Raw genomic sequence first — 14195 nt, forward strand, 5'->3', positions numbered from 1 at the left:
CCGCCGACCGTCCGTTACGAGGAGTCCGATTTGACCCGCCAACAGAAAGCCTACGCCTGCGGCCTGTCCGCCGTTCTCGCCTGGTCAACCGTCGCCACGGCCTTCAAGATCAGCCTCGCGCATCTGAGTCCGGCGCAACTGGTGCTGTATGCCAGCGCCGCGTCCCTGTGCGTTCTGCTTGGCATCCTCGCCTGGCAAGGCCGGCTCGGCGAACTTCCGAAGACCGCGCGCGCGCACTGGCAACGCTCTGTCCTGTTGGGCGCCGTGAACCCCTTCATCTACTACCTGATCCTGTTCCAGGCTTACGCGCGGCTGCCCGCACAGGAAGCCCAGGCTATCAACTACACCTGGGCCCTGACGATGACCCTGCTGGCCATCCCGGTGCTGGGACAGCGCCTGCGGCCGCAGGATGCCGCCGGCGCGCTCTGCTGCTACGCGGGCGTGCTGGTGATCGGCACGCGCGGCGATGTGCTGGCGCTGAACTTTTCCAATGCGGCGGGCGTCGGCTTCGCACTGGCCTCCACCCTGCTGTGGGCGCTTTACTGGCTATTCAACACCAAGGACTCGCGGGAGCCCGTGGTCGGGCTGACGCTGAACTTCGCCTTCTCGCTACCGTTGATCCTCGTTTGGTGCTTTCTCACCGGAGAATTGCAACCGGTCGCCTGGCAAGGCCTGGCCGGCGCCTTCTACGTCGGGGCGCTGGAGATGGGATTCACCTTCGTGCTGTGGCTCGCCGCGATGAAACTGACCGACAGCACCGCGAAGATCGCCAACCTGATCTTTCTCTCGCCGCTGGTTTCGCTGGTGCTGATCCACTTCATCGTCGGCGAACCGGTCTACTCGTCGACGCTCGGCGGTCTTGCCCTGATTCTCGGGGGCTTGGCGATCCAGAAATTTGCCCCGATGAGGCTGGCCGCCGCCTGACCGGTGAGCGTTTTTTGCAAGTCCCGGTCCTGCACCGCATCGTATGCTCGGCTTTTTGCGCCACCTCATGAAACCGACCATCCCGCTTTCGTCCTCTGGACCCGCGCAGCCTGGCGCCATCGCGCCGCCTGCGCGAGCAGGGACCGCCATTCAGCAGCTCAGGCGTGTCTTCACCCTGTGTCTGCGGCCCGCCGCGCAAGGCCCAGCGCCGTTGGAACCGAGGTCTTGCGCGCTGACGGCGCGACAGTGTCGCGCCCTCGAACGGCTCGTTCCCCTCTTTCGCGAACACCGGCGGCAACGCAATGCCAAAGAGGCCAATGAGTCAGGCTATGTCGTCTTCGAAGGGCGGCGCACGCGAACGGATGAAACCGGCCGCATGACGTGGGAAAGGCACCGTTTTCATGTGCATCGCGCCGGCAAGGCGCCATCCGCCGTCGAAATCGGCACCGAGCGCCCCGATCCGGCCCTGGCCGGCGCCAACAAGCGCATTGTCCATCGGGCGGGCGGTTATCTGTCCCTGACGACAACGACTCCGGCAAACATCGTCCCACCCCTGCCGGAAGGCTTCTTTGAAGATTTTCCGCACCTTGTCGCGCCTCGAAGGGTCGCGCCTGAGCGGCTGATCATGCGGGATGCGGGCCAGGATCTCCAAAGCGCGCTATGCAAGGGGAAATGCCTGCGGCCCGAACAATGGAAGCCGCTCGCGGAAGAGCTGGACCGGCTGCATCGGGCGGGCTTTGTTCATGGCGACATCAAACCGGAAAACCTGGCGCTCGGGCCTGACAAAGCAAACGGCGGCGAAGCGGTGCTGCACCTCATCGACTGCGACGGGATCTGTCCGGTGTCGAGGCGGCCGGAGTTTTTCACGCCGGGCTACACCCCCGCCCTGCTGCTGCCCTATCTTGACGCGAGTCCGCAGCATGCCGGAATCACGGCGGACGAGCATGCCTTTGTTTACTCGGTCATGCTGGCGACGATCGGGCGGTTCGGTTTATCGCCCTCGGAGCACGCCGCTTTTCTCGCGGCGATCCGGGACTGCCAGCGCCTCAATCGCCGGTTGACCGATCATTACCTGGACGGGATGGATCTGGTGCGGCTGGCGTCCGGCCCTCCCGAGTCACGCCAGAACTTCGCCGCCGCCCATGTCTACAACGCCAGCACTTGCGCCGTGCTGGAGCGCTGGATCAAGCGTTATATCGTTCCGGGCGAACGCCGTCGTATCCGTAGGCTGTTGATGGACCCGGTCAGCGATTGCGCTCGTCGGGCCACTCGCCCACCCACTCCGCTGGCCAGCGCGTTCCGTTGGAAGTGACTCCCGTTTTCCGGTAGAGGCATGACAGAAATCGCGCTATCTGCCAGCCTGTCTTTGCAATTTGGGCTGCGGTTTCTTACGATGGTTAGAGGGGGCCTAGCGAAAGAACCGCAACCACATGAACAGCATCAAGGCGAAACTGACTGTCTGGTTGATCGTCGGCGTCACAATAATACTTGGCATAACCGGCTTCATCTCCTACGCCAACAATAAACGACAAGGCGAAGCCGACTACCAGGCTTTGCGCCTGGCGCTCAAGGAGCGTCTCGCCCTGTCGTTGCCCCATGGCGTCTGGCAGCTCGACGATCAGTACATCCGCCTGACGCTGGACGCCGAACTGGGCTGGCCCTCGCTGACGGCGATCCGCATTCGCGGCGATGCAGGACTGAATGTCGGGCGCATCCGAGATGGCAAGGGCGGCATCCGGGACATGACGCCTTCCGAGCAGCCTTCCGCCGACGACATTCTCAAGGTTCCGATCGTTTACCAGGGCAAGGAACTCTTGGGCGAAGCCACGGTGTTCCTGTCGCGCCAGAGCCTCGCGAGCACACTGCAGGCCCGCCTGATGGAGATCATCGCCCAGATCATCGTGCTGGACATCCTGATCCTTATTCTGATGACCTACGCACTGCGTCACTTCGTTTTCCATCCACTGACCGAGCTGCAGATGGCCCTCAATCACGCGGCGAGCAGCGACGCGCTCAACGACGCCACGCTGGAGTTCAAGCAGGACAACGAGTTCGGAGAGGTGGCCCGCAGCTTCAACCGCATCGTCACGCGCATCATGGACGAATTGTCGATGCGCACAGCGGCCGAGGCCAGCGCGCAGGATGAGAAGCAGAAGGCGCAGGATGCCTATCGGCGACTTCTGGAAACCCAGCAGACGCTGGTGGAAGCGGAGAAACTCGCATCCCTTGGCGGGCTTGTCGCCGGGGTCGCCCATGAAATCAACACGCCGGTCGGCATCACGCTGACCACGGCATCGCATCTTGCGACGGTCACCCAGCATCTGAACGGGGAGTTGCAGAACGGCTCCATCCGCAAAAGCGATTTCCAGAACTATTTGCAAACCGCGTCGGAAAGCTGCGATCTGATTCTCGCCAATGCCGAACGCGCCGCCAACCTGATCCACAGCTTCAAGCAAGTCGCGGTCGATCAAACCAGCGAAGCGCGGCGCGATTTCCAGTTGAACGAATACCTGCACGAAATCATCACCAGCCTGCGACCGCGGTTCAAGCGCAGCCGCATCGATGTCGAGATCGCCTGCGAAGAGGATATCCTGATGGACAGTTACCCGGGAGCCCTGTCGCAGGTCATCACCAATCTCGTCGTCAATGCCCAGGTTCACGCCTTCGACGAGGGCGCCGAAGGCAAGATCCGTATCGAGGCGCAGCACGGAACCGGCACACGGATCGTGCTGAAGGTCACCGATAACGGCAGGGGCATTCCCTCCGACAACCTTCCGAAGATTTTCCAGCCGTTCTTCACGACACGCCGCAGCAGCGGCGGAAGCGGACTGGGACTTCACATCGTCTACAACATTGTTCGCCAGCGGCTGGGCGGAACCATCGAAGTGGCGAGCCGCACCGGCGAAGGCACGGTCTTTACCATTGAAATGCCCAGCTCGGCTCCCGAGCAACAACAAAGAGAGGTCTCCTGATGATGCCGGACAAGACAACCAATGACGATGACGACTGGTTGGTCGACGACGAACCGGCCGAATCGGACACCGGCAAACAACAGCTTGCGCGGCGCCCGTGGAAAGTCCTGATCGTTGATGATGAAAAAGACGTCCATCTGGCCACCCGACTGGCCATCAAGGATATCCGCTTCAAGGATCGCGGCCTGGAGCTGCTGAATGCCTACAGCGCCGAAGAGGGTTATGCGCTGATGAAGGAGCATGGCGACATTGCTCTGGTGTTGCTGGATGTGGTGATGGAATCCGACGATGCGGGATTGCGGCTTGTGGAAAGGATCCGCAACGAACTGGGCAATCAGACGGTACGCATCGTCTTGCGAACCGGCCAGCCCGGCCACGCGCCGGAACAGGAAGTGATCCTCGACTACGACATCAACGATTACAAGACCAAGACGGAACTGACCGTCCAGAAACTGTTCACCACGGTGATCGCGTCGCTACGCGCCTTCGAAAACATGCTCACTATCGAGAAAAGCCGCCAGGGACTGGCCAAGATTCTCGATGGCGCCGGAGATCTGTATCACCTTTATTCACTGAAGGAATTCGCCTCGGGGGTTCTCAAGCAAATCAGCGCCATTCTCGATGTCGGCATGGATGGTGTGCTGTGCGTGGAGAACGGAACGGAAATCACGGGCCGTCCCGCGCTGGAAGTCATCGCCGCCACCGGCGCCTACGAAACCCTGTCCAGGGACAACGACTTTACCGGCAACCTCGAATTGGCCGACGCCATCAGCCAGGCGTTCCGGCAACGCAAGAACCTGTACTGCCACCCGTACGACATGCTCTACATCTGCTCGCAAAACGGCCGGGAATTTGTCGTGCATTTCAGCCCTCCGTGGCCACTGGACGACGTGGAGCGCAGCCTCCTCGAGGTATTCTGCCAGCGCATTTCTTCGGCCTACGACAACCTGTATCTGTACAGCCAGTTGCGCAACGCCCAGCAGGCCACGGTCGTGGCGCTGGCGGATCTTGCGGAGTTTCGGGACACCAATACCGGCGAGCATGTGATGCGCGTGCAAAAACTGACCGATGCGCTGGCAGCAGAGCTGAAGGACATGGGCTGCTACCCGGAAACACTTTCCAGGGAGTTCATGGACATGATCGGCATGGCAAGCATCCTGCACGACGTGGGCAAGGTGGGAACCCCCGACAACATTCTGTTCAAGCCCGGCCGTCTTGACGCGGATGAGCGAATCGTCATGGAGCAGCACGCCACCATCGGTTCGCACATCCTGCAAAAGGCCAGCCAGATGTGCGAGGGAGTCAGCTACCTCACTTTCGGCGCGGAAATCGCCGGAGGACACCATGAACATTACGACGGCAACGGCTATCCGCTCAAGCGCCGGGGGCAGGATATCCCCCTGTCGGCGCGCATCGTCGCGGTCGTGGATGTTTTCGATGCGCTGCTGAACAAGCGGCCCTACAAAGAGCCGTGGACCATGGACGATACCATGCGCTACATCCAGGAGCGTTCGGGCACCCAGTTCGATCCGCAGATCGTCGAGGCGCTCAGTCGGCTGGTCCGGGAAAACCGCCTGCCATTCGCACTGGACGAGTGAGACGGCGTAAAGCCTGGAGCTCAGCCCGTCATGCGTGTCCGCACGGTTTGCAGCATCGCCAGCCGGCTGGAGGAGCACGGATCCGCCCTCCTCCAGCCGCTGATGCAAACTCGCCCGTGAAAAACGGTCGGCCAGCGTGCGGCCAACATCGGGAGAGTGCACGGTGCTGGCGTCCAGCATTAACGTGGCAGCGCGCGATGCCTCAAGCGGTCAACAGAAAGATTTGTCGGGATCCGCGGAGGAAGTCCCCAGCCCAGGACGATCCGGCGCCAGGAATCGCAAGCCGAGTTCGCACAGCAACGGCGCGTCTCACCCCCAACCGCCATCCATCCCGGCGCCGGAACAGAACAGAACAGAACAGAACAGAACAGAACAGAACAGAACAGGCAGGCCATCGGGCGGCCCCCATTCGTGCCAACTCAAGACTCGTCCGGCGCTTAACGTTAAAGAATGACGCCTGCCCGGCATCAAGGGAATCTCGTCAACGGTCACAATCCGCTTTCAACGCACGGATGATATTGCGACCATTTTAAATCAATGCGTGTTTCTGTACCTATCAGCCATGCATATCACGTTGCCCACAGAACAGATTTCGCACATGCGAATGCCGGAAAAACAGGGCGTTGGCTCCGCTGACAGCCTTGATCACCACACACCGGCATAAATAGCGCTGGCCGGCAAGCACATGCGTTCCCTGACCGGAACCGACCGGATGGATCGCCACTGAATTAAATAAATAATTAACAGACCGGAGTCATATCGTGAACTACCATCCCATGACTCCATTGCCAACCCCGTAAATCGTTCACCTCTCGACCAGAAACACATGCCGAAAACCCTGATCAACATCGTGATTACAGCAATGCTTGCAAGCATTGTTTCGACGGCGTTTTCCCAAGAAAAATCCGTCTATCTGATAAAAGACAAAACAACGCTGATCTATGTTGGTGAAATTGAAAAAGACACCGTAAAAAACATCATCAAGGATGAGAGATCAAAAAACATAACAACGCTTGAAATTTACTCATCAGGAGGGAATATTGAGGCCGGACTGCAACTTGGAACATGGGTCGCAGAAAAAAACATCAATGTCATTATTGAAAAAGCATGCATGTCGACGTGTGCAACACTATATCTTTACCGCGGGGGCAAGGAAAATTATTCGCGACGGTGCAGTTGTCGTGTGGCATGGCAGCATGGAGCAACGCAACCTGATCAATGACCAAGAAACATATCGGCTAATTCTTGAAAAAAAATCCACTCAAAACATCACTGCGGAAGAAGATCATTATCTTGAAAAAAATGCACGCAAATATGAATACATTAAAAAACTGCGTGACCAGCAAAGCGATTTTTTTAAAAAAATTGGCGTGAACGAATATGTAACACGGATTGCACAAGAAGAAACAAATCTATACAAACCTGACTGGACGATGACAAAACAAATGATGGAAACATTCAACATTCATTCCATCGATGCGCCGGACGACTATGGCAGTGCCGCGTATCTCAAGAGAATCGCTCCCTCCGTTCAGAATGGACACATTTATTCCATTCGTCGTGACGCCTCCGGAAACGTGACGGCGGAATAAACACGCCCGTCCATGAGTTCATCCTGGCGCGGAGATGGAAACACCATCCCGCACAGTGTGTACAACACCATGTACGGTAGTCATCCGCCGAGACGACTACCGCCAGGGGTACGCGTATCCGCTCAAAGAGCGGGAAAATCAGCACGCTTGCCTTCCATCCAGTCGAATAGCGCCTGCTGGTAGTTCAGCACGGACTTCCCTTCCCCAGTCCTTCCATACGTCAGGCGGGCATCGTTGTCCGGCTGGTTGAGTTGTTCACGAATCGAGGCATAGCGCGAACCCTCCGTCCTGCGGTCATCGCCCTGCGCGCACGCGACCTGATAAATGGCCACATCCATGCACGCCAGCATCGCCAGCGCCTGAAAATCGTGATGGCGCAGCACCGTGGCGGGCTGCGCGCGGGATTCGGAACCGACCCCGCTTTTCTGGCAGCGGAGGCGAAGTTTTCTTAGCGCACGCAGATCCTCGCGACGGAACCGCGCGTCGTGAAATGCCCGGGCCGTCAAGGCCGATCCGGCGGCTTCGGAGCCATCACGCAGGCTGTTTTTCAGTTCATTGAGCGTATTGCGCAGCGCCAGGGTGCGGTGAAAACCCAGGGCGCCGTTCCATGAAGCCCTGACACAGCGCAGTTGTGCAAGAAATGCGCCGGCAGCGGGCATCCCCTCATCGGAACCGGAACAAAAAGGACGGACAGTACCGGCCCGCCGGGCTCCGAGAAAGCGGGAGGCGAGGCTGGATGAGGAGCCGTCGAACAGGCGCGAGACTCCCTGGACAAACGACAGGGAAGAAAAAGAAGGGGGGGCCGGAAAAAACAAGAAAATCTCCCGATGCATCACATCGGGAGATCGTAATCCGCTCCGCCGTTGTCGGCTTTCATAAAACGCCGGGGGCCGGCGCCGTGGGTTTCAGGCGACGTAGAGCAACACGGAAAGGAATTGACACACGCTGCCACCGAGCACGAACAGGTGCCAGATGCCGTGCCCGTGACGGATCTTCTCGTCGTTGATGAACCAGTAGATCCCCACGCTATACAGCAATCCGCCGGCCGTCAGCCAGATCAGGCCGCCGGTGGCAAGATTCGTCACCAGCGGATCGATGGCGATAAGCACAAGCCATCCCATCATCACGTACAGGATCATCGACAGCAGGCGGGTACGTCGTCCCAGTGTCAGCTCCTGAATGATGCCGAACAGGGCCAGCCCCCAACTGAGTCCGAACAGTGTCCAGCCCCAGACTCCTCTCAGGGTCACCAGACAAAACGGCGTGTAGCTGCCGGCGATGAGCAGATAAATCGCCGAGTGGTCGCACTTTTGCAGGATCGCTTTCGCCCGGCCTTTCACGCTGTGATACAAGGTGGAGACCAGGTAAAGGATCACCAGCGTAGCGCCATACAGGCTGAAGCTGACGACCTTCCACGGATCCCCTTCCATGGAGGCCAGGGTGACCAGCGTTGCCAGTCCGGAGATCGCCAGCACGGTGCCGGCCAGATGCGAGAACCCGTTAAAACGCTCGCCGTAATACATGATGGTTTCCGTTAGTGAACAAATACAGAATGGGGGCATGATCCCCTTTTCACCAGACAATCATACCGCCCGGATGAAAAAAAGGCGGGAGAATCCCGCCCATTTTGCCGCAGATCAATCCTGACGCTCCGCGATCATCCCTTCAGGACGGCCAGCACTTCGTCGCGAACGGTGCCGACATCGCGGGTACCGTCGATTTTCACATAGCGCGGAGCACGGGCGTCGCCGGCGGCGGCCATTCTGGAATAATAGCCGACCAGCACCTCGGTTTGCTCGTGATAGACGCCAAGGCGCTTCTTCACGGTTTCTTCCTTGTCATCGTCGCGCTGCACCAGCGGTTCGCCCGTTTCATCGTCGATGCCCTCGGCCTTCGGAGGGTTGAACACGACATGGTAGGTACGGCCGGACGACAGATGCACGCGGCGGCCGGACATGCGCTCGACGATCATCTGGTCGGGCACATCGATCTCGACGACGAAATCGATGTCCACTCCGGCTTCCTTCATGGCCTCGGCCTGGGGGATGGTGCGCGGGAAACCGTCGAACAGGAAACCGTTCGCGCAATCGGATTGCGCGATACGCTCTTTCACCAGACCGATGATGATATCGTCGCGCACCAGACCGCCTTCGTCCATGATTTTCTTGGCTTCCAGCCCCAGCGGCGTACCGGCCTTCACCGCGGCGCGCAGCATGTCGCCGGTCGAGATTTGCGGAATACCGAACGCTTCCTTGATGAAGCCGGCCTGGGTTCCTTTACCGGCGCCGGGTGCGCCCAACAGAATCAGTCTCATGAAAAACTCCCTAGATCGAGTTGTTATCGGGGTCGGTCTCGTCCCTGAAAGCCCGGACCACACGCGCCAGATCCTCAGGGGTATCCACCCCTGCCGGCGGAGCCTTCTCGACACGGGCCACGACTATGTCATGACCGTGCCACAGAACGCGCAGCTGTTCCAGTGCTTCAATGTTTTCCAGGGGTGAGGGGGCAAGACGCGTATAGGTATTGAGGAACGACGCGCGGTAAGCGTACATGCCGATATGACGCAGCACCGGCATGCCATCGGGCATGGTCCGAGCGGAGCCGGCGAACGCGTCGCGCGGCCAGGGAATCGGCGCGCGGCTGAAATACAGCGCCCGGTCGTTCCGGTCAAGTACGACCTTGACCACGTTGGGATTCAGAAAGTCTCCCGCATCATGCACAGGATGCGCGAGCGTGGCCATCGGGGCGTCGCACCCTGCCATCACGGCGGCCAGGCGGTCGATCAGCGCGGGGTCGATCAGCGGCTCGTCCCCCTGAACGTTGACGATCAGGGCGTCGTCGGGCAACGACAGCAAGCCGACCACCTCGGCGAGGCGGTCCGTGCCGCTCGGATGATCCGCGCGGGTCATCACCACATCGATGCCATCGGCTTCGCAAGCCGCCGCCACCGCCGTGTGGTCGGTCGCGACCACCACACGCGTTGCCGAACTTCTGCGCGCACGCTCGGCAACCCGCACCACCATCGGTTTACCGGCGATATCCGCAAGCGGCTTGCCCGGCAAACGGCTTGACGCCATGCGCGCCGGGATCACCACAACGAAAGGGATCATTCCACCTCTTCCTCGGCGGGCAGCTCGCGCGCATCGCTCTCCAGCATGACGGGGATGCCGTCGCGGATCGGATAGGCCAGTCGGTCCGGCTTGCAGATCAACTCCTGCTTTTCCTTGCTGTATACCAGCGGACCTTTGCACAGGGGGCACACCAGGATTTCCAGAAATTTAGCGTCCATGTCGTAGTCTGAGTCGAGTCGTTATCCAGGCGGCCAGGTCGGGCTCGATAACGGCCCGAACCGGCAGCACCCATAGTCTAGCATGATTGAGGTGGCGCAACTTCACGGCGTCCTTCGCGGTCACCAGCACCGCATCCGCATCATCCGGGATATCGCCCGGACCGAAGGGATGGTGATCGGGAAACGCGATGGTTCGGGCGAGGACGAAGCCCTGCTCCCTTGCCGTCGCGAAAAACCGTTCGGGATGGCCGATGCCGGCCAGCGCCACGACCTTCTGGCCGGCGAACGACGCCGCGCCTCGGCATATGGACGGATCGGCCGCCAGGTAGCATTCACCGGCGGCCAGACGCATGGCGAACCGCTCCGCGCAGTCCGGCAAACCGGACAAACCTTCGGACGGGCCATTGATCACCAGCGCGTCCACCGTCGCAAGACGGCTCAGCGGCTCGCGCAAGGGGCCGTTGGGCAGCAACCGGCCATTGCCAGTCCCGCGCCGGCCGTCCATCACGACGATTTCCAGATCGCGCCGCAATCGGTAATGCTGCAAACCGTCGTCGCTGAGAATCACATCGATATCCGGATGCCGGGCGAGGAGCCATCGCGCCGCCGCGACCCTGTCGCGCCCCACCACAACGGGGGCTTGCGAAGCCGCCAGCAAGAGCGGCTCATCGCCCACCAGAGACGCGGGCGTTTGCGCCGTCACTTCGGTCGGCTCCCGATGTGCGCCGCCATATCCCCGGCTGACGACTCCGGCACGGATACCCATGCGCCGCAAGCTTTCGATCAAAGACAGGGTAAGCGGTGTCTTGCCGACCCCGCCGACGTTGATGTTGCCGATAATGACCACCGGCACGCCCGGGTGCGAACTCTTGAGCCATCCGCGCCGGAATGCGGCGCGCCTCAGTCCGCCCACGACGGCGAACAGGCTTTCCAGCGGAGCCAGAAGAATCGACATCCAGGGCGACGGAGCGTACCAGTGGCGCTCGATCCGGCTCACTGCTGCGGCGTCCTCGTGGCGAAGGTCAGCTGGCTCAGGCCGGCGTTGCGAGCCGCCTCCATGACCGACACCACGGACTGGTGAGTCGCGCCGGCATCGGCGTCGATGGTCACCACCGCATCGCTCTTGCCCTGCGCGGCGGTTTTCAGGGCGGAGGTCAACGACCCGGTATCGCCGGCCGGCATGGCCGCACCAGCCACCTTGACACGCCCGTCGCGCGCGACTTCGACAATGATCTCCCTGGGACGCGCCTCGCTGGCCTTGCCCGCGGCGGCGGGCAGGTTCACTTCCAGCTCTGAAAAACGCGAGTAAGACGTGGTCACCATGAGAAAGATCAGAATGACCAGCAGAACATCGATCAGGGGAATGAAATTGATCTCGGGCTCATCCCGTACCCTGCCGCGTCGAAAATTCATGCGCGCCTCCTAGCCTTGCGACGCATCGCGCTGTCCATGCACCACTTCCACGAGTTTGACGGCCTGGGCTTCCATCTCGATCAGCAGGCTATCGACACGGGAACGGAAATGGCGATAGAAAATCATGCTGGGAATGGCGACGATCAAACCAAAGGCGGTGTTGTAGAGAGCGACGGAAATGCCGTGGGCCAACTGGTGCGGGTTACCGCCAGTCGGCGTCTGGGCGCCGAACAGCTCGATCATGCCGACCACGGTGCCAAGCAGCCCCAGGAGCGGCGCCATGGCCGCCACGGTGCCAAGCGGGTTGAGGAAACGCTCGAGCTCGTGACCGACAACACGGCCCTCATCCTCGATGGCTTCTTTCATGATGTCGCGCGAGCGGGCCGCGTTGCGCAGACCGGCCGCCAGCACCCGGCCCAGCGGGGAATGCCCGCCAAGCGAACGGATGAACGGGTCGTCCCCTCCCTGCTTGCGCCACGCATCCAGTGTTTCCTGCAGCAGTCCGGCAGGAGCGACCCGCGAGGCGCGCAATGAAAAAAAGCGTTCGAGAATGATGGCCAGCGAAATGACCGAGGCGGCGATGATGGTCCAGATGGGCCAGCCGGCGGCTTCAATGATCGACCACACGCGAGAACTCCCCGAAGAATAAAGGCCTGACTTTAGCTTTTCGTTGCGAAGCGGGCAAGCACGGCCTGCCGCGAGGCTCTTCCGACGGCGCGTTTCATGATATGGTTGAGGATTGTCCCCGGTGACGTCTTGTTGCCGATTGTAAGGAAAATCCCGCTAAGCCATGATTTACAAAGGAAATGACGGGCCATCCACAAAAACTGTGGACAACTCTGTGGGCAACTTCCGGATATCCGGTTGCCAAGCCCGTCCCGCCAAGCTCGCGCTGGCATTGACCTCCGAATGGGCAAAACTCGCAAACCATTGATTTTATTGAGTTTCGCGCTTATCGCTACTGTAATGCCGCCGGAAATTGTCGGACAATCGATCCGATAACAGAATCCGGCCCCAGACTGTGGATGACTTGACAACCATGCTATTCGATGCATCCCGTGATGATGTCATCAGCGTCGCGACGCTGAACCGGATGGCACGCCAGCTTCTGGAAGGCGGCTTGCCGCCGACATGGATCAGCGGCGAGGTTTCCAACCTGACCTTGGCCGCATCCGGCCACGCTTATTTTTCCCTGAAGGACGGCGGCGCCCAGATCCGCTGCGTCATGTTCCGCCACCGACTTTCCCAGGCTGGGTTCCGCCCGGCCGAAGGCATGCAGCTTGAGTTGCGCGGTACGGTCACCCTTTACGAGGCGCGCGGCGACTATCAAATCACGGTCGATACCATGCGCCAGGCGGGACTCGGCCGCTTGTACGAAGCTTTCGAACAACTCAAGGCCAGACTGGCCGAACAGGGATTGTTCGACAGCGCGGCCAAACGCCCGCTACCGGCGCATCCTCGCGCCATCGGCGTGGTGACTTCACCGGCCGCCGCCGCTCTGCGCGACGTGATCACCACCTTGCGTCGGCGGATGCCGTCCATCCCCGTGATTCTCTACCCCACCCCGGTGCAGGGCGAAGGCGCCGCGCAACAGGTCGCAGCGGCCATCCGGCTCGCGTCGGAGCGCGCCGAAACCGACGTGCTGATCGTCTGCCGCGGCGGCGGCAGCATCGAGGATCTGTGGGCCTTCAATGAAGAATGTGTCGCCTGGGCCATCGCCGACTCGGTCATTCCCGTCGTCACCGGCGTCGGACATGAAACCGATGTCACCATCGCCGACTTCGTTGCGGACCGGCGCGCGCCGACCCCGACGGCTGCGGCGGAGCTTGTATCTCCCGACAAAGCACAGCTGGCCGCCCAGCTGGAGCAGGCGCGCCGGCACCTGTACCGGGCCCTGGCGCGCCAGTTGACCGACAAATCGCAGCATCTGGATTTCCTGGCGCGCCGACTGAGCCACCCGGGCGAACGGCTCAGGCAACAGCAAGAACGGCTGCGAACCGCGCGCGCGAACCTTGCAAGGCTCGGACGGGAAAACATCCGGCGCAAGCAATGGTCCCTCGACATGGCGAAAACCAGGCTGCTCGGCTGCGAGCCCGGACTCGCCATACCCGCACGGCGCGTGCAGGCGGCGCGCGCCGCGCTGGAGCACGCCATGCAAAGCGCGCTGGCCGACAAGAGCCGTCATCTGGCCCGACTGGACGGAATGCTGGGGGCCATGGACCCTCATGCCGTGCTATCGCGCGGCTACGCCATCGTGGAAAACGCGGTGGGGCGCGCGATTCGCGCCCCGGCGGAACTGGCGGACGGAGAGACGGTCACTTTGCGTCTTGCCGAAGGCGGCACGGAGGCCGTGGTGCGTCATCCGAGCGGCACGCAGGCGGACTTGCCTTTCTGACCCCCGCCCATC

General features: G+C 60.9%; 15 protein-coding genes. 7 read left to right on the forward strand and 8 right to left on the reverse strand.

Annotated features, from left to right (window positions below; all coding sequences use genetic code 11):
- Positions 1 to 30: 30 nt before the first annotated feature.
- The 6 genes from JNO50_RS15710 to JNO50_RS15735 all read left to right on the forward strand — a co-directional run bounded on the left by JNO50_RS15710 (position 31) and on the right by JNO50_RS15735 (position 7086).
- On the forward strand, positions 31 to 924 hold the full coding sequence (locus JNO50_RS15710; RefSeq protein ID WP_189530009.1) for a DMT family transporter: 894 nt from the start codon (positions 31 to 33) through the stop codon (positions 922 to 924).
- Positions 925 to 1300: 376 nt separating this feature from the next.
- Positions 1301 to 2236, forward strand: coding sequence for a BUD32 family EKC/KEOPS complex subunit (locus tag JNO50_RS15715; protein WP_189530007.1), 936 nt, complete (start codon positions 1301 to 1303; stop codon positions 2234 to 2236).
- Between the two features lie 118 nt (positions 2237 to 2354).
- On the forward strand, positions 2355 to 3896 hold the full coding sequence (locus JNO50_RS15720; RefSeq protein ID WP_189530005.1) for a sensor histidine kinase: 1542 nt from the start codon (positions 2355 to 2357) through the stop codon (positions 3894 to 3896).
- Entirely contained in the window at positions 3896 to 5494 is a 1599-nt protein-coding gene (locus JNO50_RS15725; protein WP_215796405.1) for a DUF3369 domain-containing protein, read from the forward strand. The genes JNO50_RS15720 and JNO50_RS15725 overlap by 1 nt, the downstream gene beginning before the upstream one ends.
- 826 nt (positions 5495 to 6320) lie before the next feature.
- Positions 6321 to 6716 (forward strand): hypothetical protein, encoded by a 396-nt coding sequence (locus JNO50_RS15730; RefSeq protein WP_189530004.1) that lies wholly within the window; start codon positions 6321 to 6323, stop codon positions 6714 to 6716.
- Positions 6691 to 7086: a hypothetical protein gene (locus tag JNO50_RS15735; RefSeq protein ID WP_189530002.1), complete on the forward strand. Its 396-nt coding sequence runs from the start codon at positions 6691 to 6693 to the stop codon at positions 7084 to 7086. The genes JNO50_RS15730 and JNO50_RS15735 overlap by 26 nt, the downstream gene beginning before the upstream one ends.
- 122 nt (positions 7087 to 7208) lie before the next feature.
- Here JNO50_RS15735 and JNO50_RS15740 read toward each other — a convergent pair whose 3' ends face one another.
- The 8 genes from JNO50_RS15740 to JNO50_RS15775 all read right to left on the reverse strand — a co-directional run bounded on the left by JNO50_RS15740 (position 7209) and on the right by JNO50_RS15775 (position 12415).
- Complete coding sequence (locus JNO50_RS15740; protein WP_189529999.1) at positions 7209 to 7901, reverse strand: hypothetical protein; 693 nt, start codon at positions 7899 to 7901, stop codon at positions 7209 to 7211.
- Positions 7902 to 7991: 90 nt separating this feature from the next.
- Entirely contained in the window at positions 7992 to 8609 is a 618-nt protein-coding gene (gene trhA, locus JNO50_RS15745) for a PAQR family membrane homeostasis protein TrhA (protein WP_189529997.1), read from the reverse strand.
- A gap of 134 nt (positions 8610 to 8743) precedes the next feature.
- Positions 8744 to 9400 carry an adenylate kinase gene (gene adk / locus JNO50_RS15750; RefSeq protein WP_189529995.1) on the reverse strand — a complete coding sequence of 219 codons (657 nt, stop codon included), beginning with the start codon at positions 9398 to 9400 and terminating at the stop codon, positions 8744 to 8746.
- A gap of 10 nt (positions 9401 to 9410) precedes the next feature.
- A complete protein-coding gene (gene kdsB / locus JNO50_RS15755; RefSeq protein WP_189529993.1) occupies positions 9411 to 10196 on the reverse strand; it encodes a 3-deoxy-manno-octulosonate cytidylyltransferase in 786 nt (261 codons plus the stop codon).
- Entirely contained in the window at positions 10193 to 10375 is a 183-nt protein-coding gene (locus JNO50_RS15760; RefSeq protein ID WP_189529991.1) for a Trm112 family protein, read from the reverse strand. The genes kdsB and JNO50_RS15760 overlap by 4 nt, the downstream gene beginning before the upstream one ends.
- Complete coding sequence (lpxK, locus tag JNO50_RS15765) at positions 10365 to 11372, reverse strand: tetraacyldisaccharide 4'-kinase (RefSeq protein WP_189529989.1); 1008 nt, start codon at positions 11370 to 11372, stop codon at positions 10365 to 10367. Before lpxK ends, JNO50_RS15760 begins: the two co-directional genes overlap by 11 nt.
- Complete coding sequence (locus tag JNO50_RS15770) at positions 11369 to 11788, reverse strand: ExbD/TolR family protein (protein WP_189529987.1); 420 nt, start codon at positions 11786 to 11788, stop codon at positions 11369 to 11371. Before JNO50_RS15770 ends, lpxK begins: the two co-directional genes overlap by 4 nt.
- Before the next feature lie 9 nt (positions 11789 to 11797).
- Positions 11798 to 12415 carry a MotA/TolQ/ExbB proton channel family protein gene (locus JNO50_RS15775; RefSeq protein WP_189529985.1) on the reverse strand — a complete coding sequence of 206 codons (618 nt, stop codon included), beginning with the start codon at positions 12413 to 12415 and terminating at the stop codon, positions 11798 to 11800.
- 412 nt (positions 12416 to 12827) lie between these two features.
- Between JNO50_RS15775 and xseA the strand changes: the two genes are divergently transcribed.
- On the forward strand, positions 12828 to 14183 hold the full coding sequence (xseA, locus tag JNO50_RS15780) for an exodeoxyribonuclease VII large subunit (RefSeq protein ID WP_189529984.1): 1356 nt from the start codon (positions 12828 to 12830) through the stop codon (positions 14181 to 14183).
- Positions 14184 to 14195 lie beyond the last annotated feature (12 nt).

It is taken from the genome of Paludibacterium paludis (assembly GCF_018802605.1).
Lineage (GTDB): Bacteria > Pseudomonadota > Gammaproteobacteria > Burkholderiales > Chromobacteriaceae > Paludibacterium > Paludibacterium paludis.

Bases quoted from the DNA above. Each gene is read 5' to 3' on its own strand.
- JNO50_RS15715 (WP_189530007.1), top strand. From the start codon at position 1,301: ATGACGTGGGAAAGGCACCGTTTTCATGTGCATCGCGCCGGCAAGGCG.
- JNO50_RS15720 (WP_189530005.1), top strand. From the start codon at position 2,355: ATGAACAGCATCAAGGCGAAACTGACTGTCTGGTTGATCGTCGGCGTC.
- JNO50_RS15725 (WP_215796405.1), top strand. From the start codon at position 3,896: ATGATGCCGGACAAGACAACCAATGACGATGACGACTGGTTGGTCGAC.
- JNO50_RS15730 (WP_189530004.1), top strand. From the start codon at position 6,321: ATGCCGAAAACCCTGATCAACATCGTGATTACAGCAATGCTTGCAAGC.
- JNO50_RS15735 (WP_189530002.1), top strand. From the start codon at position 6,691: ATGGAGCAACGCAACCTGATCAATGACCAAGAAACATATCGGCTAATT.
- trhA (WP_189529997.1), bottom strand. From the start codon at position 8,609: ATGTATTACGGCGAGCGTTTTAACGGGTTCTCGCATCTGGCCGGCACC.
- adk (WP_189529995.1), bottom strand. From the start codon at position 9,400: ATGAGACTGATTCTGTTGGGCGCACCCGGCGCCGGTAAAGGAACCCAG.
- kdsB (WP_189529993.1), bottom strand. From the start codon at position 10,196: ATGATCCCTTTCGTTGTGGTGATCCCGGCGCGCATGGCGTCAAGCCGT.
- JNO50_RS15760 (WP_189529991.1), bottom strand. From the start codon at position 10,375: ATGGACGCTAAATTTCTGGAAATCCTGGTGTGCCCCCTGTGCAAAGGT.
- JNO50_RS15770 (WP_189529987.1), bottom strand. From the start codon at position 11,788: ATGAATTTTCGACGCGGCAGGGTACGGGATGAGCCCGAGATCAATTTC.
- xseA (WP_189529984.1), top strand. From the start codon at position 12,828: ATGCTATTCGATGCATCCCGTGATGATGTCATCAGCGTCGCGACGCTG.